At 61.3% G+C, this 20,767-nt stretch carries 16 protein-coding genes; 9 read left to right on the forward strand and 7 right to left on the reverse strand.

The window, feature by feature from the left end; genetic code table 11:
• The first annotated feature begins 59 nt into the window (after positions 1-59).
• The 8 genes from ACSQ83_RS01110 to ACSQ83_RS01145 all read left to right on the forward strand — a co-directional run bounded on the left by ACSQ83_RS01110 (position 60) and on the right by ACSQ83_RS01145 (position 10,549).
• On the forward strand, positions 60-572 hold the full coding sequence (locus tag ACSQ83_RS01110; RefSeq protein ID WP_414948295.1) for a disulfide bond formation protein B: 513 nt from the start codon (positions 60-62) through the stop codon (positions 570-572).
• Positions 573-957: 385 nt separating this feature from the next.
• On the forward strand, positions 958-2,469 hold the full coding sequence (gene xdhA / locus ACSQ83_RS01115; RefSeq protein WP_436226970.1) for a xanthine dehydrogenase small subunit: 1,512 nt from the start codon (positions 958-960) through the stop codon (positions 2,467-2,469).
• Positions 2,470-2,497: 28 nt separating this feature from the next.
• Positions 2,498-4,930, forward strand: a complete 2,433-nt coding sequence (xdhB, locus tag ACSQ83_RS01120; RefSeq protein ID WP_436226971.1) for a xanthine dehydrogenase molybdopterin binding subunit — start codon at positions 2,498-2,500, stop codon at positions 4,928-4,930.
• A gap of 19 nt (positions 4,931-4,949) precedes the next feature.
• The gene (gene xdhC / locus ACSQ83_RS01125) at positions 4,950-5,975 is read left to right on the forward strand and encodes a xanthine dehydrogenase accessory protein XdhC (RefSeq protein WP_436226972.1); all 1,026 of its coding nucleotides are present in this window, start codon (positions 4,950-4,952) and stop codon (positions 5,973-5,975) included.
• 27 nt (positions 5,976-6,002) lie between these two features.
• On the forward strand, positions 6,003-7,037 hold the full coding sequence (locus tag ACSQ83_RS01130; RefSeq protein WP_414947962.1) for an adenosine deaminase: 1,035 nt from the start codon (positions 6,003-6,005) through the stop codon (positions 7,035-7,037).
• Between the two features lie 11 nt (positions 7,038-7,048).
• Positions 7,049-8,410: an NCS2 family permease gene (locus ACSQ83_RS01135; protein WP_414947961.1), complete on the forward strand. Its 1,362-nt coding sequence runs from the start codon at positions 7,049-7,051 to the stop codon at positions 8,408-8,410.
• A gap of 34 nt (positions 8,411-8,444) precedes the next feature.
• A complete protein-coding gene (guaD, locus tag ACSQ83_RS01140; protein WP_436226973.1) occupies positions 8,445-9,776 on the forward strand; it encodes a guanine deaminase in 1,332 nt (443 codons plus the stop codon).
• A gap of 302 nt (positions 9,777-10,078) precedes the next feature.
• On the forward strand, positions 10,079-10,549 hold the full coding sequence (locus ACSQ83_RS01145) for a hypothetical protein (protein WP_414947959.1): 471 nt from the start codon (positions 10,079-10,081) through the stop codon (positions 10,547-10,549).
• A 94-nt stretch (positions 10,550-10,643) separates the two neighbouring features.
• On the opposite strand, the gene aepY is transcribed toward ACSQ83_RS01145, so the two are convergent.
• The 7 genes from aepY to ACSQ83_RS01180 all read right to left on the reverse strand — a co-directional run bounded on the left by aepY (position 10,644) and on the right by ACSQ83_RS01180 (position 17,766).
• Positions 10,644-11,819, reverse strand: a complete 1,176-nt coding sequence (gene aepY / locus ACSQ83_RS01150) for a phosphonopyruvate decarboxylase (RefSeq protein ID WP_436226974.1) — start codon at positions 11,817-11,819, stop codon at positions 10,644-10,646.
• Positions 11,816-13,516 carry a phosphoenolpyruvate mutase gene (gene aepX, locus ACSQ83_RS01155; protein ID WP_436226975.1) on the reverse strand — a complete coding sequence of 567 codons (1,701 nt, stop codon included), beginning with the start codon at positions 13,514-13,516 and terminating at the stop codon, positions 11,816-11,818. The genes aepY and aepX overlap by 4 nt, the downstream gene beginning before the upstream one ends.
• Complete coding sequence (locus tag ACSQ83_RS01160) at positions 13,513-14,280, reverse strand: NTP transferase domain-containing protein (RefSeq protein ID WP_414947956.1); 768 nt, start codon at positions 14,278-14,280, stop codon at positions 13,513-13,515. Before ACSQ83_RS01160 ends, aepX begins: the two co-directional genes overlap by 4 nt.
• A 21-nt stretch (positions 14,281-14,301) precedes the next feature.
• Entirely contained in the window at positions 14,302-15,309 is a 1,008-nt protein-coding gene (locus ACSQ83_RS01165; protein WP_436226976.1) for a flippase-like domain-containing protein, read from the reverse strand.
• Positions 15,306-16,124, reverse strand: a complete 819-nt coding sequence (locus tag ACSQ83_RS01170) for a HalD/BesD family halogenase (protein WP_436226977.1) — start codon at positions 16,122-16,124, stop codon at positions 15,306-15,308. Before ACSQ83_RS01170 ends, ACSQ83_RS01165 begins: the two co-directional genes overlap by 4 nt.
• Complete coding sequence (locus tag ACSQ83_RS01175) at positions 16,121-16,825, reverse strand: CDP-alcohol phosphatidyltransferase family protein (protein WP_436226978.1); 705 nt, start codon at positions 16,823-16,825, stop codon at positions 16,121-16,123. The genes ACSQ83_RS01170 and ACSQ83_RS01175 overlap by 4 nt, the downstream gene beginning before the upstream one ends.
• 194 nt (positions 16,826-17,019) lie before the next feature.
• Positions 17,020-17,766 carry a DUF4136 domain-containing protein gene (locus ACSQ83_RS01180; protein ID WP_436226979.1) on the reverse strand — a complete coding sequence of 249 codons (747 nt, stop codon included), beginning with the start codon at positions 17,764-17,766 and terminating at the stop codon, positions 17,020-17,022.
• A 272-nt stretch (positions 17,767-18,038) separates the two neighbouring features.
• Between ACSQ83_RS01180 and pepN the strand changes: the two genes are divergently transcribed.
• A complete protein-coding gene (gene pepN, locus ACSQ83_RS01185) occupies positions 18,039-20,747 on the forward strand; it encodes an aminopeptidase N (protein ID WP_436227080.1) in 2,709 nt (902 codons plus the stop codon).
• Positions 20,748-20,767: the final 20 nt, after the last annotated feature.

Raw genomic sequence — 20,767 nt, forward strand, 5'->3', positions numbered from 1 at the left:
CAGACGCTTTTTTCTCGAACAATTCGGAAAATATGAATAACTCCTTGAATCATTTCACCATGCACCACGACGATCGGACGATTCGCCGCGAACGGCGATTGCTGGTCTTGCTCGCGGTGATCTGTCTGGGGCTCGTTGGCGGAGCACTGTATCTCCAGTTCGTCAAAGGTGAAGATCCCTGTCCGCTTTGCATCATTCAACGCTACTTTTTCGTGCTGATCGCGGTCTTTGCGTTGCTCGGCGCTTCGTTCCGGGGATGGCGCGGGATCGCGTTGCTCGAAACGCTCGTTGCACTCTCCGCTCTCGGGGGCGTGGTAGCCGCCGGACGGCACGTTTATGTGCAAGCGCATCCGGGGTTTAGCTGCGGCTTCGATGCTCTCCAGCCCGTTGTGGATTCGCTTCCGCCCGCGCAGTGGCTGCCTCAGGTATTCAAGGTCGCCGGTCTTTGCGAGACGCCCTACCCGCCCATTCTCGGGCTATCACTTCCGCAATGGGGTCTCATCGCGTTCGCGGTGATTTTCCTGTTCGTCGCCGGCAGTTTGTGGGGCAAGCGCAGGTTGCGCGCTAGTTGAATTTGGAGGCGGGCGGTTCGGAACTGCCGCCCTGGTCCGGTTTTTCGCGAAAACCAAAGCCGCAATCCGCTGCGGCCGGTCCGATATTTTGCTGCACCACGGCGCACGAACGTCCAGCGCCGTTGTCTGATCCGCTGGACCTCTGCGCCAGCGAATACAAAGCCCCTCGCGTCTCCTCCGTGCTCGTTTCGGCGCTTGTTCCGCCCACTCACATCCGCCTATTCGCATAGTCTTGATACGTTCGCCAGAATCTTTTTGAGATATTGCGGTGATATCGTTATCTTTGGATGGCGATCCACGTGCGCGCTTTCGGCCTGGTTTCTTTGAATCCTGACGCCGATTTTCGCGTAACGCGCGCCCGATCCGCAATGTCTCGGACTTCTTTATGACAACGCAAACCATCCGGTTCTTCCAGCGCAACGCACTGCGCGAAGTCCACGACATACCCGCTTCCCGCACGGTGCTCCAGCACTTGCGCGAGCACGATCAATGCACCGGGACCAAGGAAGGGTGCGCGGAAGGCGATTGCGGCGCCTGTACGGTGGTAATCGGTGAACTCGATGCGGAAGGCCAACCCGTCCTCAAGGCTGTCAACGCCTGCATCCAGTTCATGCCGACGCTCGACGGTCGAGCGCTCTTCACGGTCGAAGACCTGCGCGCCAAGGACGGCACGCTGCATCCGGTCCAGCAAGCCATGGTCGATTGCCACGGCTCGCAGTGCGGCTTCTGCACGCCCGGTTTCGTGATGTCGATGTGGGCGCTGTACGAGAACCAGCCCGCCGATGCCGGCCTGCCCACCCGCGACGAAATCAACGCCGCCCTCTCCGGCAATCTCTGCCGGTGCACGGGATATCGGCCGATCGTGGATGCGTCGCAGAAAATGTTCGAATACCCTCGCACGCCGTTTGATCGCAACCACCTCAAACGCCAGCTCGAATCCATCCAGCGCAAGGAGACGCTCGAATACGCCGCGCCCGACGCGCGCGGCGCCGCATTCGGCCGCCCGACATTCTTCGCACCCGTCTCCCTCGCCGAATTCGCCCGCTTGCGCGCCGCCCATCCGGACGCGCGCATCCTGGCCGGCAGCACCGACGTCGGCCTGTGGGTCACCAAGCAATTCCGCAATCTCGGCGACATCCTGTTTATCGGTAATGTGACCGAACTCAAGTCCATTACCCGCGACGGCCAATGGCTGACCATAGGAGCTGCAGCCTCGCTGGAAGATTCATATGCCGCGCTTTCGGCGGTTTATCCGGAACTCGCCGAATTGTGGACGCGCTTTGCGTCCCGGCCCATTCGCAACGCCGGTACGCTCGGCGGCAACGTGGCGAACGGGTCGCCCATCGGCGATTCCATGCCCGCGCTGATCGCCCTCGATGCTGAAATCGTGCTGCAAAACGCCAGCAAGGTCCGCACGATGCCGCTCGATGCCTTCTATCTCGGCTATCAAAAATCCGCGCTGGAGCACGGCGAATTCGTCGCGGGAATTCGTGTTCCGTTGCCATCGGCGAATCTGCGCTTCCGGACTTACAAGGTATCGAAGCGATACGACCAGGACATCTCGGCGGTCTGCGCGGCGTTCGCCGTGACGCTCGACGGCACTCGGGTAAGCGCCGCGCGTTTCGCATTCGGCGGCATGGCAGCCACGCCCAAACGGGCATCGAATGCGGAAGCCGTGCTGGTGAACGAGGAGTGGAACGAGGCCAACGTGAAAGCGGCCATGCGCGCGCTGGACGTCGACTTCCAGCCGCTCACCGACATGCGTGCGTCGAGCGAATACCGCAGCAAGGTGGCGCGCAATGTGCTGTGGCGTTTTTTCCTCGAGACCCGCGAGGATTCGCCGCTCGCACTGCGCGACGTCAACGCGTTCGCGTTCGACGTGCAATGCGCGACATGACGCCACACCAATCCCCAAGGACCACGCGATGAACAAGCGTACCGATCCACACCATATCGACCGTGCCGCCGCCGATGCACTGGCGCTGCACGCCGGCGCAAAAAAGCCGGAGCCCGCAGCCATTGGCGTCGGCTTGCCGCACGAATCGGCGACGCTGCATGTGAGCGGCGAAGCGACGTACGTTGATGACATCGGCGAATTGCGTGGCACGCTGCACGCGGCGCTTGGTTTATCGCGGCATGCGCATGCGCGCATCGTCTCGATCAATCTCGACCTCGTTCTGGCCGCGCCCGGCGTGATCGCGGTGTTCACCGCCGACGACATCCCCGGCGAGAACAATTGCGGTCCCGTGCTCCACGACGACCCGATCCTCGCGAAAGACGAAGTGCTGTACCTGGGCCAACCGGTGTTCGTCGTGATCGCGGAAACGCACGATCTCGCGCGCCGCGCGGCAGCGTTGGCGAAGAGCGAAGAAGTGATCCGATACGAACCGCGCGAAGCCATCCTGACGCCGCGCGATGCGAAAGCGAAACAGCAGTTCGTGCTGCCGCCGCTGCATTTGAAGCGCGGCGATCCGGATGGAAAAATCGCGTCGGCGCCGCATCGGTTGCAGGGCGAATTCGAGGTTGGTGGACAGGAGCAGTTCTATCTCGAAGGGCAGATCGCGTATGCCATTCCAAAGGAACTGGACGGCATGCTCGTCTACAGTTCCACGCAGCATCCGAGCGAAATGCAGCATCTGGTCGCGCATATGCTCGACTGGCCGACGCACAACGTCATCTGCGAATGCCGGCGGATGGGCGGCGGATTTGGCGGCAAGGAATCGCAGTCGGGCATCTTTGCGTGCATCGCTTCGCTGGCTGCGCATTTGCTGCATCGGCCGGTGAAACTGCGTGCGGATCGTGACGACGACTTCATGATCACCGGCAAACGCCACGACGCGATCTACACCTACGAAGCCGGTTTCGATGACGACGGCCGCTTGCAAGGCGCGCGTGTGGAAATGGCGTTGCGCGCGGGTTATTCGGCGGATTTGTCGGGCGCGGTGGCCACGCGCGCCGTCTGTCACTTCGACAACGCGTATTACCTGCAGGACGTCGATATCACCGCGCTCTGCTGCCGCACCAACACGCAATCGAACACGGCGTTCCGCGGTTTCGGCGGACCGCAAGGCGCGCTGGTAATGGAAATCATGATGGATGAAATCGCGCATCGGCTGAAGCGCGATCCCGTCGATATCCGCCGCGTGAACTACTACGGCATCACCGAGCGCAATGTCACGCCCTACGGCCAGACCGTGGAAGACAACATCATCGCGCCGCTGACGGACGAACTGCTGGCATCGAGTGCGTATGAGCCGCGACGCAACGCGATTGCCGCATTCAATGCAACGAGTCCGGTGCTCAAGCGGGGCATCGCGTTCACGCCGGTCAAGTTCGGCATCTCGTTCAACGTGCCGTTCCTGAACCAGGCCGGCGCGCTGGTGCACGTCTATAAAGACGGCTCCGCGCTCGTCAATCACGGCGGCACCGAGATGGGCCAGGGCTTGAACACGAAGGTCGCGCAGGTCGTGGCGAATACGCTGGGCGTGCCGTTATCGCGTGTGCGGGTCAGCGCCACCGATACCTCGAAGGTCGCGAATACATCGGCGACTGCTGCGTCCACCGGCAGCGACCTGAACGGCAAGGCGGCCGAAGCCGCTGCGCTCACCATTCGCGGACGGCTCGCTGAACTCGCCGCGAAGCAGCTCGGCGGACGCGCGGAAGACGTGCGTTTTCACGATGGCGTGGTCGAGTCGAACGGCGGCCAGATGCCTTTCGATCAACTGGTCGGCGCGGCCTACTTGTCGCGCGTGCAGTTGTGGTCGGATGGTTTTTACGCCACGCCCAAGGTCAACTGGGATTCGAAAACGCTGACCGGCCAGCCCTTCTACTACTTCGCGTATGGCGCGGCGGTCTCGGAAGTGGTCGTCGATACGCTCACCGGCGAGTGGCGTTTGTTGCGCGCGGACATTCTCCACGACGCGGGGCAGTCGATCAACCCGGCACTCGATATCGGCCAGGTGGAAGGCGGTTTTGTCCAAGGCATGGGCTGGCTGACAACCGAAGAACTCTGGTGGAATCGTGACGGCCGCCTGATGACGCACGCGCCGTCGACGTACAAGATTCCATCGGTGAGCGACATTCCCGCTGCAATGAACGTCGCGCTTTACGATAACCAGAACGTCGAGCCAACCGTGTTCCGGTCGAAAGCTGTGGGCGAACCGCCGTTGCTGCTCGGTTTCTCGGTGTTGCTGGCTATTCGCGCCGCGGTGGCGTCGGTCGCACCCGATTCAACCGACGCGCCCGTACTGCGCGCTCCGGCCACGCCGGAATCGATCCTGAACGCACTGGACGCACAGGCCGCGAAAACTCAAGCCGCGGCTACGCCGGACATCGCCCAGCCTGTACCAGTCAACTAGCCTTTAGAGAGGCCTATTAATGCAAGCCTGGCTGCACGATCTGCAACACCTCCTCGCACACGGCGATCCCGTCGTGCTGGTGACGGTCGCGCGCGTGGAAGGCTCGGCGCCGCGCGAAGCGGGCACGAAGATGATCGTCACACGCGACGATGCACGCAATACCATCGGCGGCGGTCATCTGGAATGGAAGACGATTGAAACCGCGCGGCAAGTGCTCAAGGACGGCGCGCGCAGTCCGCACATGCGGCGGCTCGAGCGTTTCGCGCTCGGCCCAAGCCTCGGTCAATGCTGTGGCGGCGCGGTCGTGGTGGCGTTTGAACGGTTGGATATCGGCGATCTCGCCTGGGTCACATCGTTGAACAAACGCATGGCACAGGGGTTATCCACGGTGCGCAGCGTCGGCTTCGGCCCGATTCCGGACGGGGTGATGATCTCCGACCCGGAACCCGGTGTAACCGGCCCCGATTGCCTGCTCTGGGACGGCGCAGGTTTCGACGAAAGCGGCTCGCTGCTGACCGAAACCATCGCGGTGCGCGACTTTCCGGTGGTGCTGTTCGGTGCTGGCCATGTGGGCGCGGCGCTCGTCAGGGTGCTCGCGAATTTGCCTTGCCGCGTGGTGTGGGTCGACGAACGCGATGAAACATTCCCGCCGATGGACGGGATCCCCCCAAACGTCACGCTGGACGCCAGCGGAATCCCGGAAGCCGCCGTGGATGAAGCGCCGGCCAATAGTTACTTTTTGGTGATGACGCACAACCACGCGCTCGATCTCGAACTTGCCGAGCGCATTCTCAAGCGCGGAGATTTTGCGTTCTTCGGCATGATCGGCTCGCATACGAAGAAGGTGCTGTTCGAGCGCCGGCTGGCATCGCGAGGGCTGGACGCCATGTTGATCGGGCGCATGACTTGCCCCATCGGCGTACCCGGCATTGTCGATAAAGCGCCTGAAATGATTGCCGTATCAGTCGCCGCTCAGTTGCTGCAGAAGGTCGAGGAACGCGCCGCGCACAGCTACAATTCCGCGCAGCATCCGCAAACCGCGTGATCAGACCTTTTAAAGCACAAAACAAGTATGAATTCCACTCTCGCTGACAAAATCGCTCGCGCGCCCAAAGCCGAACTTCACATTCACATTGAGGGTTCGCTCGAACCCGAGTTGATCTTCGAACTCGCAAAACGCAATGGGGTGACGCTCGCGTACGACTCTATCGACGCATTGCGCGCGGCTTACGCGTTCACCGACCTGCAATCGTTCCTCGACATTTACTACGCAGGCGCAAGCGTGCTGCTGCACGAGCGCGATTTCCACGACATGACCCTGGCCTACGTTGAACGTGCGCTCGCCGATCATGTCACGCACACCGAAATTTTCTTCGATCCGCAGACGCACACGGAACGCGGTGTTTCGATTGCCACGGCGGTTGCGGGTATCGAAAGCGCGCTGGCTGAAGGTGAGCGGCGCGGTTTGACGAGCAAGCTGATCCTGTGTTTCCTGCGTCATCTGCCGGAAGAAGACGCGCTTAAAACGTTCGATGAAGCGTTGCCCTTGTTCGATCAATACAAGCATCGGCTGATTGGTGTCGGGCTGGATTCTTCTGAACGCGGCCATCCGCCTTCGAAGTTCGCGCGTGTGTTCGCGAAAGCGCGTGAGAAGGGCCTGAAGCTCGTGGCGCACGCAGGCGAGGAAGGGCCGCCTGCGTACGTGTACGAAGCGCTCGACGTGCTGAAAGTGGACCGTGTTGATCACGGCGTGCGCAGCATGGAGGACGCCGCGCTTGTCGCCCGTCTCGCCGATGCCCGCATCGCACTGACCGTCTGCCCGCTGTCGAACCTGAAGCTGCGCGTGTTCGACGACATGGCAAAACACACGCTCAAGGCGCTGCTGGATCAGGGCGTGGCGGTAATGATCAACTCCGACGACCCCGCGTATTTCGGCGGCTACGTGAACGCTAATTACTTCGCGATTCTCGACGCCTTGAATCTCAACGATGCCGAGTGTTACACGCTGCTGAAGAACAGCCTCGAAGCGTCGTTCGTGACGGATGCGGAACGTAACGCGATGGTCGCGAAACTCGATGCCTATTGGTACAACGGGCAAGCGGCTTGAGCGAGAACGTCATGGCGACCATTACCAACGACAGCACCACGCTCGAGCGTTTCTTCGGCATCCGTGCGGCGGGTTCGCGCACGAAGACCGAGATAGTTGCGGGCATCACGACCTTCCTCACGGCGATGTACATCATCGTCGTCAATCCCGGCATCCTGTCGCAGGCAGGCGTGCCATTTCCCGCAGCGCTGACGGCCACCGTCATTGTCAGTTTCCTCGGCAGTTGCGCGATGGGCCTCTACGCGCGCAACCCTGTGCTCGTCGCGCCCGGCATGGGCATGAACGCGCTGTTCGCGTTCGTGATGGTTCATAGCGGCAAGATGCCGTGGCAGACCGCGCTCGGCTGCGTGTTCTGGGCCGGCGTGATCTTCGCGGTGCTCGCGGCGTTCAACGCGCGCAAACTGGTCGTCGATGCAATTCCGGCGAACCTGCGGCATGCGGTGTCGTGCGGCATCGGACTGTTTATCAGCCTGATCGGACTGGTCAACGCGAAGTTTGTTGTCAGCGATCCGGTGACGATCGTGCATTCGGCATCGCTGAATCCGGTGGTCATCACGTTCCTGATCGGCCTCGCCGTGACCACTATTCTGGTTGCACGAAAAGTAACCGGCGCGTTGATGATCGGCATCATTTTCACGACTGTGATTGCGATTCCCATCGGCCGTTTCTGGGGCGACGGCACCGCTTACTGGCCAGCCGCCATTGCGACCAAAACGCTCGTGAACTGGAACGGTTTGTTCTCCGCGCCGGACTTCTCCGCCGTCGGCCAACTGGACCTGCTCGGCTCGCTGAAGGTGATCTACTGGCCGTTTATTTTCGTGATGCTGTTCACGTCCTTCTTCGACGCGCTCTCCACCTTCATGGCGATCTCGGAAGCCGGCAAGCTCTTCGATAAAGACGGCAACCCGCGCAACATCCGCCAGTCGATGATGGTCGATTCCTTCGCCGCGCTGGTCTCCGCGCCGCTTGGCACGAGCCCGGCGAATGCGTACATCGAATCCGCGGCGGGCATTTCGGCGGGCGGCCGCACGGGGCTGGTCGCGGTCGTCGCCGGCCTGTGTTTCCTGCCCTTCCTGTTCCTCTCGCCGCTGCTTTCGCTGGTGCCCGCCATTGCAACCGCGCCCGCGCTCGTGCTGGTTGGTGTGTTCATGATGGAGTCGATCACGAAGATTGAATGGGGCCGCTTCGACGAGGCCATTCCCGCCTTCCTCGCGATGATCCTGATCCCGCTGACGTACTCGATCACCGATGGCATTGCGTACGGCTTCCTCGCATTTGTCGTGATCAAGTCGTTCACCGGCCGCAGAAAAGAAATCAAGCCGGCGATGTGGATTGTCGCCGCGCTGTCGTTGCTGTTGTTGACACAGCTATAAGGGCGCTGACCCGCTTTACTGGAGACGTTTCACCATGACTCAAACCGCTTACCGCGCGCAGTTACTGACTTTCCGCGACGATCCCGCTTTTTCCGATGACAACGCCGTGTATGAAACGGACGGCTTGTTGCTGGTGCAAGATGGCCGCGTGGTGGCGGCGGGCGCGTATTCGGCGCTGCATGACGCCGTCGCGCCCGATGCAATCCGGAAGGACTTGCGGGACAAGTTGATCGTGCCGGGTTTCATCGACTCGCACATTCACTATCCGCAGACCGACATGATCGCCTCCCCTGCGCCGGGGTTGTTGCCATGGTTGAACACGTACACGTTTCCGACCGAGCGCAAGTTCGAAGACCCGGCGTACGCGCGCGAGACGGCGAGGTTTTTCATCGATGAACTGCTGGCTTGCGGCACGACCACGGCGCTCGTGTATTGCACGGTCCACAAGCAATCCGCCGATGCCTTCTTTAGCGAGAGCGAGTCGCGCGACCTGCGCATGATCGCGGGCAAGGTACTGATGGATCGCAACTGTCCGGAGTATTTGCAGGACACCGCGCAATCGGGCTACGACGACAGCGCTGAACTCATCGCGCGCTGGCATGGCCGCGGCCGGCAGGAATACGCGCTGACGCCGCGTTTTGCGCCGACGTCGACGGAGGAGCAACTCGAAGCCTGCGCGGTCCTCGCGCGCAAGCACCAGGACGTGTACATCCAGAGCCACGTTGCCGAAAACACCGACGAGATCAAGTGGGTGGAAAGCCTGTTTCCGGGGCATCGGAGCTATCTGGATATCTACGATCACTATGATTTACTGCGTCAGCGCGCGGTGTACGGTCACTGCATCTATCTCGACGATACCGACCGCCAGCGCATGGCCGAAACCGGCGCGGTGGCGTCGCATTGCCCGACATCGAATTTATTCCTCGGCAGTGGGCTGTTCGATATCGAAAAAGCGGGCGCGGCGAAGATGCCGGTGGCGCTTGCAACCGACGTCGGCGGCGGCACCACGTTTTCGATGCTGCAAACCATGGGCGAAGCCCACAAGATCGCGCGGCTGACCGGGCATCACCTGACCGCCGCGCGCATGTTCTGGCTGGCGACTACGGGCGCGGCTGAAGTGCTCGACATGGCGGACCGGGTCGGGACGCTCAGGCCCGGCAGCGAGGCGGATTTTGTGGTGCTGGATCCGGCTGGAACGCCACTGCTTGATCGCCGGACTTCGCGTGCGGAATCGCTGGAAGAACTGCTGTTCGCGTTCGCGATGCTCGGCGACGACCGCGCCGTGTTCGAGACGTATGCGGCGGGGAAATGCGTGCATCGGAGAGACACGCGACGCGGGACGGTACCGGAGTTGGCAGCGGCTTGACGTGAACTCTGGCGTGCGGGCCCGCAACGGCGCGGACGCTTTGATTCGCTTAACTATCTTTATCGAAGAAGTGGGTTGCGGAATTTTTCGAACCCATTCGCACAGCTCACCTTAAATCCGCTGAGGATTACATACTCACAGGATTCGCTTCAAACCAAACGGAACCCGCTCCTCGCGCCGCTCCCGCCGGACGGGCTCCAAGCACTTGGTTAAGCACACTTTTCTGCTTCCGGCTAAAGTCTAGGCTTTTCGCAACGCCACGTGCGTACGTCGCGTCCTTCACAGGCGCGCGGATTGGAAACATGAAGCCACTCGTACAAGCCGTCCGCATCGGCTTACTCATCCTGATTGGAGCATCGTCCGCGCACGCTTCGGCCTACGCGCTGGATGCTCAACTCGACTGTAAATCGACCGCGCATGCGTTCATCGCGCCGCTTCAGGAAAACCACGCGATAGAAATCACTCCCATGCGCGTGGAGCCCAATTCAATCAACGCGTTTAAACCAACCCGCGATAGCCATCTCACCGCGTTCGATTTCGGCGTATTCGCGGTGGTCGGTTTCCAGAAGAATGACGCGATTTTCAAGCAGGGCAACGGCGATCCCATCGCCGATTCGGCTTATGGCGCTGTTGTGATCGGCGGGGAAGAATCGGTCAAGCAAAAGGTCCGCGCGGCCGGCAGCGACGCCGTGATTCGTCGCGTCGCGCCTTTTATCACCGCGATCTTCTGCAAGCCCGATTTACCGCAATTCGCCACGGTCAGTCACGATTAACACGCGTCCGCCAAGTCAAAGGCCGCGCCAACATCGAGTTGGTGCGGCCTTTGGGTGAACAACGTGACATCCGAAGCAAGATCAGCGCGACAACCTAGCGTCCAATGTGCGTTTGCAACCGGCGACGCACGTCTTCCGGCGTGATCTTCGGGCGCGGCAGATCGTCTGGCGTGCCGGTGCTGATCGACAGCCTCGCAAAACGCACACCATCGACGTCATTCGCCTCGAACAACCGGTCGATGACGCTCGGATCGTCGCCATCCAGCGCCAGCGCGTAACCGCATGCTGAAGCGATCCGCGCGAACTCGACGCCTTGCGACACCGTCGCCTGACCACCGGTCGATTCATGCGCGCCGTTGTCCAGCAGCAAGTGCGTGAGATTGGCCGGGCCGTAAGCGCCGAGCGTGGCGAACACGCCCATGCGCATCAGCGCGGCACCGTCGCCGTCGAGCGCCACCACGTTCAGGTCAGGCCGCGACAACGCCAGGCCAAGCGCCATCGGCGTGACGCATCCCATGGATCCGACCAGGTACACCTGGTTCTCGCGGTCATCGATAGTGTAGAGTTCCCGTCCGCAAAATCCCGTCGATGCCAGCACGACCGTCGACTCTTTCGGCGTATGCGCAATCACGCGCTGCAAGGCGTCGTGACGCGATACACGTTCGCCTGCACTTTCAAACGACTCAACCTCGGCGCGCTCGTTCAACGCGCGCTGACGCACGCCGCTCAAGCCTTTCTTGTTCAACTTGTACGGTGCAACGCTGCCCTTCTGCATCACGAGCGCGTACGGACGCCCAGTGCTGTCCATATGCGCGGTCGCGCGATCGAGCGCGGGTCCGATTGCATCGGCTTCGGTCGGGAACAACTCCCACGGAATCTCCATGGTGTCGAGCATGGCCGGCGTGACGGGCCCCATCAACGCGTGCTGAGGTTCATCGGCGACACCCGGCTGACCGCGCCATGTGACGATCAGCAATTGCGGCAGCCTGAACGTCCACGTCAACGACGTCAGCGGGCTGACCGCGTTGCCAAGCCCGGAGTTCTGCATCATCGAAATGCCCCGACGCGCCTTATGCACGCCCGACGCGCCCAGCGCCACCCCCGCGATCAACGCGACGGCATCGCCCTCATTGGCCGCCGACACGTAATTCAGCGACTCGTCCTGCAGCACGTAATTGATGAACGGCGTCAAATACGAGCACGGCACGCCCGCGTACCAATCGAAACCCCGCTCGCGCGCGGCTTCGACAAATTGCGCAGCTTCGATCACGCGCCGGCCTCCGAGGAGCCCGAGCCGTTCGATCCGTACGGCGCTTGTCCGTGGGCGAAATCGCCGGCCTGACGCAACTCGTCAAGGTCGTTCACGCCGCGCCAGTGACCGTGCACGTACTGCACTTCGATCTTTTCGTCGGCCGCGACCAGCGCGTTGAGCAGCGCGGCCATGTCGAGCTTGTCGAAGTCATCGCGTTGCTGCAGCGTTTCGAGCATGGCGACCAGGCGTTCACGCCCCGCGCCGCGTACGTTCAGCAGGCCCATCCAGCGGCCTTGCGGCGTCTTCGAGTTTGCGGGACCGGCTGAACTCGTCACGCTTTCGAGCCATACTTTCTGACCGAACAGCGCCCGGTCGTCCGCGGTCGAGCAATAAGCAAAATCCGTCGATACCACCCCGGCAGCCAGCGTCTGCGACGAATCCACGACCACGCAGAAATCGCTGTCCGACTCAACGAGATCACGAAGAATGTAGCTGCGGAACAAGAGATCGCCGTACGAGATCACGGTGTCGGCGGTGAACGATTTCGCGGCGCATGCCAGCGACGCCAGTTCGCCCGTCTTCTCGTGCTTCTCGTTCACGACCAACCGGATGCCCGATGTATCGATGGCATCGGCGCGATAACCGCCGACCACCGTAATGTCGTTGATGCCTTCTTTCTTGAACGCTTCGACCAGACGGCGCAAGAGCGGCTTGCCTGCGATCGGCAGCATGACCTTGGGTTTATCGGCGGTAACGGCTTCCAGCCCCGCGCCCCGGCTTGCCGCGAGCACGACAGCATTGCGCGATGCACTCGCCGACGACAAATACACGCTCTCGGCAGTTGAATATTCCTCGGCGTCTTGCAGACGGAAGATTTCGTTCACCGTCGCCACGCGGTCTTCCACGTTCACGAGCGTCTCGCTGCTGTGAATTTCCTTAGCGATGGCCTGCATGGTCGACGCTGCGCCGCGCAGCAAATGGTTCGCCCAGATCACCGTGCTGATGCCGGCTTGGCGGAACACGTCGGTCGGCGTGCTGTAGTACTTGGTCGGCACGATCACGAGCGGGCCGCGGCCGGCCCATTCACGGGCGAACGTGAGAATTTCGTCCGGCTTGGACAGCTTGCTGTGAATCAGGATGGCGTCCGCGCCGGCCTGGCGATAAGCCTCGGCGCGCTTCAGCGCTTCTTCCATGCCCCAGCCCGCGATCAACGCTTCCACGCGTGCGACGATGGAGAAATTCGGATCGCTTTGCGAGTCCTTACCGGCCTTGATCTTGCCGCAGAACTCGTCCATCTCGGCGAGCGGCTGACGCTCGCCGTTGAGAAAACTATTGGTCTTCGGAAACTGCTTGTCTTCGATACATACGCCGGCAATGCCGCGCTGCTCCAGCTTTTTTACGAGCCGACGAACGTTGTTGAAGTTGCCGTAGCCGGTGTCGCCATCGAGCAGGATAGGCAGGTCGCTAGCGTCCGCCATGAATTCGAGCGTGTCGACCACCTGGGTCCAACTCGCTTCGTTGTTGTCGCGTACGCCGTACTGCGCGGAGATCGTGAGACCCGATCCCCAGATTGCCTTGAAACCGGCTTCCTTCACAATGCGTGCAGACAAGCCGTTGTGCGCTTCCATCAGGAATTCGAGTTGATTGCTTTGCAACATCTCGCGCAGGCGAAGGCTGCGGGCATAGGCTGCTGGTAGTTGATACGGTGCGTTCATCGTAGAGCTCCTGCAAGCTGACGCAGTTGCGGCAAGACTTCGTCGGCCGCGCGTTTAACGTCGTTCTGAAAATCGATTTCAATCCATGGTGCGCCGGTTACATCGGCCACGTCGAACACCTGGCTGCGTTCCAGCAGCAAATCACGCACGGCTTCTTCATGCGGCAAGTTCGCGCGGCCCGTTTCGACATAACCCGCCACGAGTTCGGCCAGGCGCCGTGCGGCGGTTTCATCGAAGCGGAAAAATCCGACCGACTCGCCGATCACGTCGAATTGCAGGTCAGCCAGCACTTGCTTGCGCAATTCCACCGGCACGCCATTCGCCACACACAGCTTCACGGGTTCATCGCCGGCTTCGAAATCACGGTCGATCAGCAAGCGGTTCACCGGTCCCGCGCCCGCCACCAGCGGCTCGAGAATGCGCTCGTCGTAGAGTACGTCGGCGTCCATCAGCAACACGTCGCCGCCACGCGTCAGCGCTTCGGCCGCCGTGTGCACGGACAGCACGCTGCCGAGCGAAAACTCGCGATTCACGACCACTTCCGTACGCGGTTTCCAGTCGATCGCGGCAAGTTCCGCTTCCACCTGTTCATGCTTAAAGCCGAGCACAAAGACGATTTCATCGACGCCAGCCGTCTTCAGCAATTGAAGATGACGTTCGAGCAGCGACGACTCGCCAAAACGCAGCAGGCACTTCGGCTTTTGCTGCCCTTCCGGCTGAACCAGGCGCAAACCCATCCCGGCGGCAAGAATAATTGCGCGCATGTTGATCCTATGGATGATGCTTTATTCGATATCCGGCACGCGCGCGAGACGACGGCGCTGCCAGCCCTTTTCAGCGAAATGTAGATAAACGATACCCGGCAAGCCGAGCAGTAATTCCCGTGCGCGCTTGGCCAACGAAAGCGCGAGCGCGGCCTCCGGCGGCAAGCCAATCAGACGCGCGAGCAGCAAGTAGCCGCCCTCCTGCACACCCAGCGAACCCGGAATGAAGAACGCCGCGCCCCGAATGGCCTGGCCCAGGCTTTCCAGCATCAACGCTTCGCCCCAGCCAACCGGCGAGCCCAGCAAGTGCAGCGCAAGCCACACTTCGCCCGTGCCCACGAACCAGCCCAGAAGACTCAGCGCAAAACTTGCCGCGACCGGTCCGGGCTTCTTGTAGAGATCGAGCACGGCGGTGTCGACCGCTTCCGCACGCGACACGAGCGACGACCAGTCGCGCTTCTTCGAAAAGCGCGCGGCGAATTGCGAAGCGAAACGGGTCGCGCGGCCGAACAAACCCTTGCGTTGTGCGAAGAAGAACCCGACGACCATCAGCGAGCACGCCACGATCACGATCAGCACCGGCAGCAGCATGCCCACGCCCGACGCATAGCTGCTCAGCAGCGCGAGTCCGATCATCGCGAAGATCATTTGTCCGACGGATTGCATGGTCGTGCTGACGGTGATGACCGCCGCCGCGTCGCGCGCCCGCATGCCGCGCTGCGACAGATAACGCACCATCAGCATGGGGCCGCCGATCTGTCCGGCCGGCATCAGGCTGTTCACCGACTCACCGGTCCAGCGCGCGAACAGCGCGTCGCGGAAGGTGACATCGCGTTCATTGCGGGGAAAGAGCGTTTCGATAGCCAGCGCGTCGATCACGACAGGCAGCACATGAAACACCGCCACCGCGAGCAGACCCCAGCCTGCGGCCGCGAGCGCGGTCGCGACGGAACCGAAGCCCTGCCAGCCGAGCAGCGCGATGAACAACACCACGCCGAGCGACAGGAGGACCGTTCCGGCGCGGCTCATGCTGCGCCGTTCTTCCCGCCTTTGCGGCGGAAAACCTGCCCGAAGCCGAAGTACGCGATCGAGTCCTTCATGTTCGAGATGAAACGCCGCCACGGCCGCATGTTCGGATTCGTGACGTACTCGAAGGTCAGCGACACGCGGAATTCGTTCGCGCGCGCAGGCGTGACGCGATGGCGCAGTTTGTCGCCATCGAAGAAAACCAGCCCGCCCGGCGGAATTTGCACTGAACCCGGCTGATCGGGAATCTCAGGCGTGCGCGTGTGCAGTTCATAGTCGAGACGGCACGACGAATCGTCCTTCACGCCAAGCAGCAAGGTATAACGGCGGCCTTCGTAGTACGACGTATCGTAGTGCCAGCCGATATGGTCGCCCGCCTTCGTATAGAAATACAGCGCGTACGCGTGCGGATCGTCAGCCGGCGACTCCTGAAGCGTGTCGCCGCTAATTTTTTCGAGCCAGCTAATCAGTGCCGGTGACCGGTACAAGTCGGCGATAAACGGCGCGAGCTCGTCGATCGCGTGACGGCTGACGCTGCCGCCCTGCTTGTGCCCCGGCAAATAATTGCGGTTGATTGCGGGCGTGACGGCCTGGACAGCGGCAACCAGCTTCTCGGTGAACTCGCGCGGCAGAAAGTCGTCCAGGTACAGGAACGCGCCCTGGTTATCGAACGTTTCGTGCAGCTTCGCAGTCTGCCGCCCGGGCAATACGCGCTGAAGATGCGCGGCCAGGGTTTCGTCGAGAGCGTGAGAGCTCTTGCGCTCAGCGGACTGGCCGCCAACCGCACGAGGGGATAAGGAATCGACAGAAGAATTCATTGAACAGCCTGCAAATCCTGATCTTGAGTATCAGCATCTTTGTTAAGTGCCGTGGCCCGGGCGAAACGCCGCAGTGCGTGCTGGTAATCCACGACGACCCACACAGCAAACAGCGGTGCACCAATGGAGGCCGCCACGAGGAACGGCGTCATGCCGTTGAGCAGCGTCACCGCCGGCAGCAGATACAAGACGTCTTCGGTCTCGAAACCCGCCATGGACGCCTGCTTCGTGCCGCTCTTGCCCGCCATGGATTCAATCCGCATCCGCAGGAAGAAGATCAGCGCAACAGCGACACCCGCAATAGCGCCAAGCCATTCGGCCGACACAATCATCGCCGGATGATGAACACTCACATAAAACCCGAGACCGACGAACAGCAGCACGGTCACCACCGAATCACACGCGAGATCGTAAAAATGACCGATTTTGCTCGATTGCCCGCTGATTCGCGCGAGTTCGCCGTCCGTATGGTCGACGAAATTGGACAGCGCGATCAGCAATGCGCCCAGGCTGCATAACCAAAAACTGCCGACCGACAGGTAATACGCGCCGGCAATGCCAATCAGCAGGCGCAGAGTGGTCAGGTGGTTCGGTGTAACGGGGGTGCCAACGAGCGGTGTAACGAGGCGCCGGGCGAGCCGCGCATCCCAGGTGGCGGGCTCAGGAAGCGTATGGTGTTTAGCGTTGCGGGGTTTGTTCATCCTCGAAATATATCTCGTTTCGAATTTAATTGCATACAAGGGCACGCTGCCATACGCCCGCAATAAGGCAGGTTTTTAACCGGAATTCGAGCATATCGCGGACACAATGGCGGCGGTGACCGGATCGGGCAACCCGTCATCGTAACGGTAAATTTTGCTGAACCGGATGTTCTGAAAACGCATCGGCTTAACGGCTACTGCACGGGCACCGGTGCTGCGACTGGCGCTGGAGCGGCGGCCTTCGTGTTCGTCCCGACCGAAACCGGCGCTTCATTGCTGACACCGCCGGTTTTATCGAGCGGGATTTTCACCGTGCGCACGGTGCCGTTACCCAGCGGAAAATCCGCGAGCGCACTACGGACGAGATATGGCATGGCGCGAACCAGCGACGATTCGCCGCCTGAATTGCTCGCGGTCACTTTGTACACCTCGCGCCCGCTTTCGCGCTCGGTCATGCGGATCTGCAGCGAGTGGACGAAGATTGGGTAGCTTTGGTCGACATAACCCGTCGGCCCCATGTCCCAACCGCCCCATGCTCCCCACCCGCCGTATCCACCCCATCCGTACGGCCGGCCGTACCAGCCGCCGTACATAGGCCACGGATCGTAGTAGACAGGCTGGCGCACGGTAACCATGTCGCCGCGAATGGAGTAGGACAGTTCCACAAGATAACGCGCGCCGGCATCGGGCACCTGCTTGAACGAGTGCGTGGCGAGTTCGTTTGCGGCGAGCACTTCATACGTCTTCTGTTCAATGCTGTTTTGCTGTGGCGCCGAGCGCACGAACGCGTAGGTCCGCGTGGCGTCGGTCCCGGACCAGTCGGAGAACGCCGCCACCTGCGTCTGAACATAGGTCGTACACCCCCCGAGCAACGCGAAACCCGCTACCAGCAGCACGCGCGCCGCGCCCTTCCACTCCCCGTACCACCGTCCCAACGTCATGGCCGACCTCATTCGTCTTGTTGATCTTGATTGCGACGTGATGTGTAAAACAACAACCCTGAAGAGTCGCATGCACCGTACGAAAGACGGCTGACTCCATCTGTTTAAAGACCGTCGCAGACAGGTGAAGTTCGAGAAGCAGGCCATTCGGCCGACCCCAAATCGAGCACACGATCCCGCGAGCCTTTGTACAATGGTCCGACACAAGGCCGCCTGGAAAGCAAAGGCACCCGCTCAACTCAATCAGAACCGCCATGTCCACCATTTCCACCATGCCCAACTCGACCGCACCTGCTGTAATCCGCCGTGCCGACTACACGCCGCCCGCCTTCCTGATTGATACCGTTGCGCTCGAATTCGATCTCGTCCCCGAACGCACGATAGTGCGTAACACCATGCGCCTGCGCCGTAACCCGGACGCCGCGCCTGCCGCGTCGCTGGAGTTGCTTGGCGAGCAGATGGAGTTCATTGGCGCCACGGTCAACGGGCGCCCGCATGCGGATGTCCGCGTTACTGAGAACGGTTTGTCGGTGAGTAATATTCCCGACGCGTTCGAATTGACGCTGGAAAGCGCGTGCAATCCGGCCGAAAACACGACCTTGTCGGGTCTATATGTATCCGGCGGCAATTTCTTTACGCAATGTGAGGCCGAGGGCTTCCGGCGCATTACGTACTTCCTCGACCGGCCCGACGTCATGGCCACGTACACGGTCACGTTGCGGGCGAACAAAGAAGCGTATCCGGTGCTGCTGTCCAACGGAAACCTGATTGAAGAAGGCGACCTGGAAGACGGCCGGCACTTTGCGCGCTGGGAAGACCCGTTCAAGAAACCAAGCTACCTGTTCGCGCTGGTGGCCGGCAAGCTCGTCAAGCTCGAACAGCGCATGAAGACCGGTTCGGGCAAGGAAAAACTGCTTCAGGTCTGGGTCGAACCTCACGATCTGGACAAGACGCAACACGCCATGGATTCGCTGGTTCATTCCATCGAATGGGACGAACGGCGCTTTGGGCTGGAGCTCGACCTGGACCGCTTCATGATTGTTGCCGTGAGCGACTTCAATATGGGCGCGATGGAAAACAAGGGCTTGAACATCTTCAATACGAAGTACGTGCTCGCGAATCCCGAAACGGCTACAGACGTGGATTTCGGCAATATTGAAGCGGTGGTCGGCCATGAATATTTCCACAACTGGACGGGCAACCGCGTGACCTGCCGCGACTGGTTCCAATTGAGCCTGAAGGAAGGCCTGACTGTATTCCGCGACCAGGAATTCTCCGCCGACATGGCCGCCGGGCTCGAACCGGGCGCAGCCAGCGACGCGGCGCGCGCCACCAAACGGATTGACGACGTCCGCGTGCTGCGCCAGATGCAGTTCGCCGAAGACGCGGGTCCAATGGCGCATCCGGTACGCCCGGAAAGCTACGTCGAGATCAACAACTTCTACACGATGACCGTCTATGAAAAAGGCTCGGAAGTCGTGCGTATGTACCAGACGCTGCTCGGGCGCGACGGTTTCCGGCGCGGCATGGACCTGTATTTCCAGCGTCACGATGGCCAAGCGGTCACCTGCGACGACTTCCGTCACGCCATGGCCGATGCAAATGGCCGCGATCTCGCGCAATTCGAGCGCTGGTACAGTCAGGCGGGCACGCCCAGGATCACGGTGCGCACGCTTTACGACGCAGCCGCGAAGCGTTACTCGCTGACGCTCACGCAAGGCTACGGCGAGGCGTCCGAGGCCGCGCGCGAAACTCAAAAGGGTCCGCTGCTGATTCCATTTTCGGTCGGCCTGATTGGCAAGAACGGCGCCGACCTGCCGTTGAAGCTTGACGGCGAGAAGGAACCGCAGGGCACTACGCGCGTGCTGGAGTTCACGGAACAAGAACAAACCTTCACGTTCGCCGACGTCGCCGAAGAACCGCTGCCCTCATTGCTGCGCAATTTTTCGGCGCCGGTGGTGGTCGATTACGACTACACCAACGAACAGCTCGCGTTTCTGCTGGCTCATGACAGCGACCCGTTCAACCGGTGGGAAGCCGGCCAGCGCCTCGCCACGCGCGAATTGCTTGCGCTGGCGGACCGGGCATCGAAAGGTGAGGAACTGACGCTCGACGACCAGGTGGTATCCGCATTCGCCCAAGTTCTCGACGACAGCACGCTCACGCCGGCATTCCAGGAACTGGCGGTGATGTTGCCGTCCGAGGGATATCTGGCCGAACAGATGGCTGTGTCGGATCCCGCCGCCGTTCACGCCGCTCGTGTGTTCGTGAGCCGCCGCCTCGCCACGGGCCTGCGCGACCGTTGGCTCGCCGTGTACGAAGCGAACCGCACGCCGGGCGAATATCGCGCGACGCCGGACGACGCCGGCAAGCGCGGGCTGAAGAATCTTGCGCTCGTCTATCTGAGCCAACTCGACGATCCCACCCGCGCAATCGAACTGGCGAGCGCGCAGTACGACGCCGCGAACAACATGACGGACCGGTCGGCTGCGTTGTCGGCATTGCTGACGGCGGGCGCGTCAGGTTCCGTCGATACAGCCGTGGCCGATGCGGCCCTTGGCGATTTCTACCAGCGTTTCGAAAAGGAGCCACTGGTCATCGACAAATGGTTCGCGCTGCAGGCCACGCAACGCGGTGGACCGAAGCGCAATGTGCTCGAGATCGTGCGCAAGCTGATGCAACACCCGGCGTTCACGCTGAAAAATCCGAATCGCGCCCGCTCGCTGATTTTCAGCTTCTGCGGTGCCAATCCGGCGCAATTCCACGCCGCCGATGGTTCTGGTTATGCGTTCTGGGCCGAACAGGTCACGGCGCTCGACGCGATGAATCCTCAGGTGGCCGCACGCCTGGCTCGTACGCTCGAACAATGGCGCCGATACACGCCGGCCTTGCGGGACAAGGCGCATGCGGCGCTGGAACAGGTAGCGTCGAAGGTGAAATCGCGCGATGTACGGGAGATTGTGGAAAAAGCGCTGGGCTGACTTGAGGATTAAGGCTTAAT

Origin of the sequence: Caballeronia sp. LjRoot29, assembly GCF_964252755.1 — a bacterium.
Lineage (GTDB): Bacteria > Pseudomonadota > Gammaproteobacteria > Burkholderiales > Burkholderiaceae > Caballeronia.

Coding starts and splice junctions, on each gene's coding strand:
- ACSQ83_RS01175 (WP_436226978.1), bottom strand. CDS start 16,825: ATGAACAAACCCCGCAACGCTAAACACCATACGCTTCCTGAGCCCGCC.
- guaD (WP_436226973.1), top strand. CDS start 8,445: ATGACTCAAACCGCTTACCGCGCGCAGTTACTGACTTTCCGCGACGAT.
- xdhB (WP_436226971.1), top strand. CDS start 2,498: ATGAACAAGCGTACCGATCCACACCATATCGACCGTGCCGCCGCCGAT.
- ACSQ83_RS01110 (WP_414948295.1), top strand. CDS start 60: ATGCACCACGACGATCGGACGATTCGCCGCGAACGGCGATTGCTGGTC.
- ACSQ83_RS01170 (WP_436226977.1), bottom strand. CDS start 16,124: ATGAATTCTTCTGTCGATTCCTTATCCCCTCGTGCGGTTGGCGGCCAG.
- xdhC (WP_436226972.1), top strand. CDS start 4,950: ATGCAAGCCTGGCTGCACGATCTGCAACACCTCCTCGCACACGGCGAT.
- ACSQ83_RS01160 (WP_414947956.1), bottom strand. CDS start 14,280: ATGCGCGCAATTATTCTTGCCGCCGGGATGGGTTTGCGCCTGGTTCAG.
- ACSQ83_RS01135 (WP_414947961.1), top strand. CDS start 7,049: ATGGCGACCATTACCAACGACAGCACCACGCTCGAGCGTTTCTTCGGC.
- pepN (WP_436227080.1), top strand. CDS start 18,039: ATGCCCAACTCGACCGCACCTGCTGTAATCCGCCGTGCCGACTACACG.
- ACSQ83_RS01145 (WP_414947959.1), top strand. CDS start 10,079: ATGAAGCCACTCGTACAAGCCGTCCGCATCGGCTTACTCATCCTGATT.
- ACSQ83_RS01165 (WP_436226976.1), bottom strand. CDS start 15,309: ATGAGCCGCGCCGGAACGGTCCTCCTGTCGCTCGGCGTGGTGTTGTTC.
- ACSQ83_RS01130 (WP_414947962.1), top strand. CDS start 6,003: ATGAATTCCACTCTCGCTGACAAAATCGCTCGCGCGCCCAAAGCCGAA.
- aepX (WP_436226975.1), bottom strand. CDS start 13,516: ATGAACGCACCGTATCAACTACCAGCAGCCTATGCCCGCAGCCTTCGC.
- ACSQ83_RS01180 (WP_436226979.1), bottom strand. CDS start 17,766: ATGACGTTGGGACGGTGGTACGGGGAGTGGAAGGGCGCGGCGCGCGTG.
- xdhA (WP_436226970.1), top strand. CDS start 958: ATGACAACGCAAACCATCCGGTTCTTCCAGCGCAACGCACTGCGCGAA.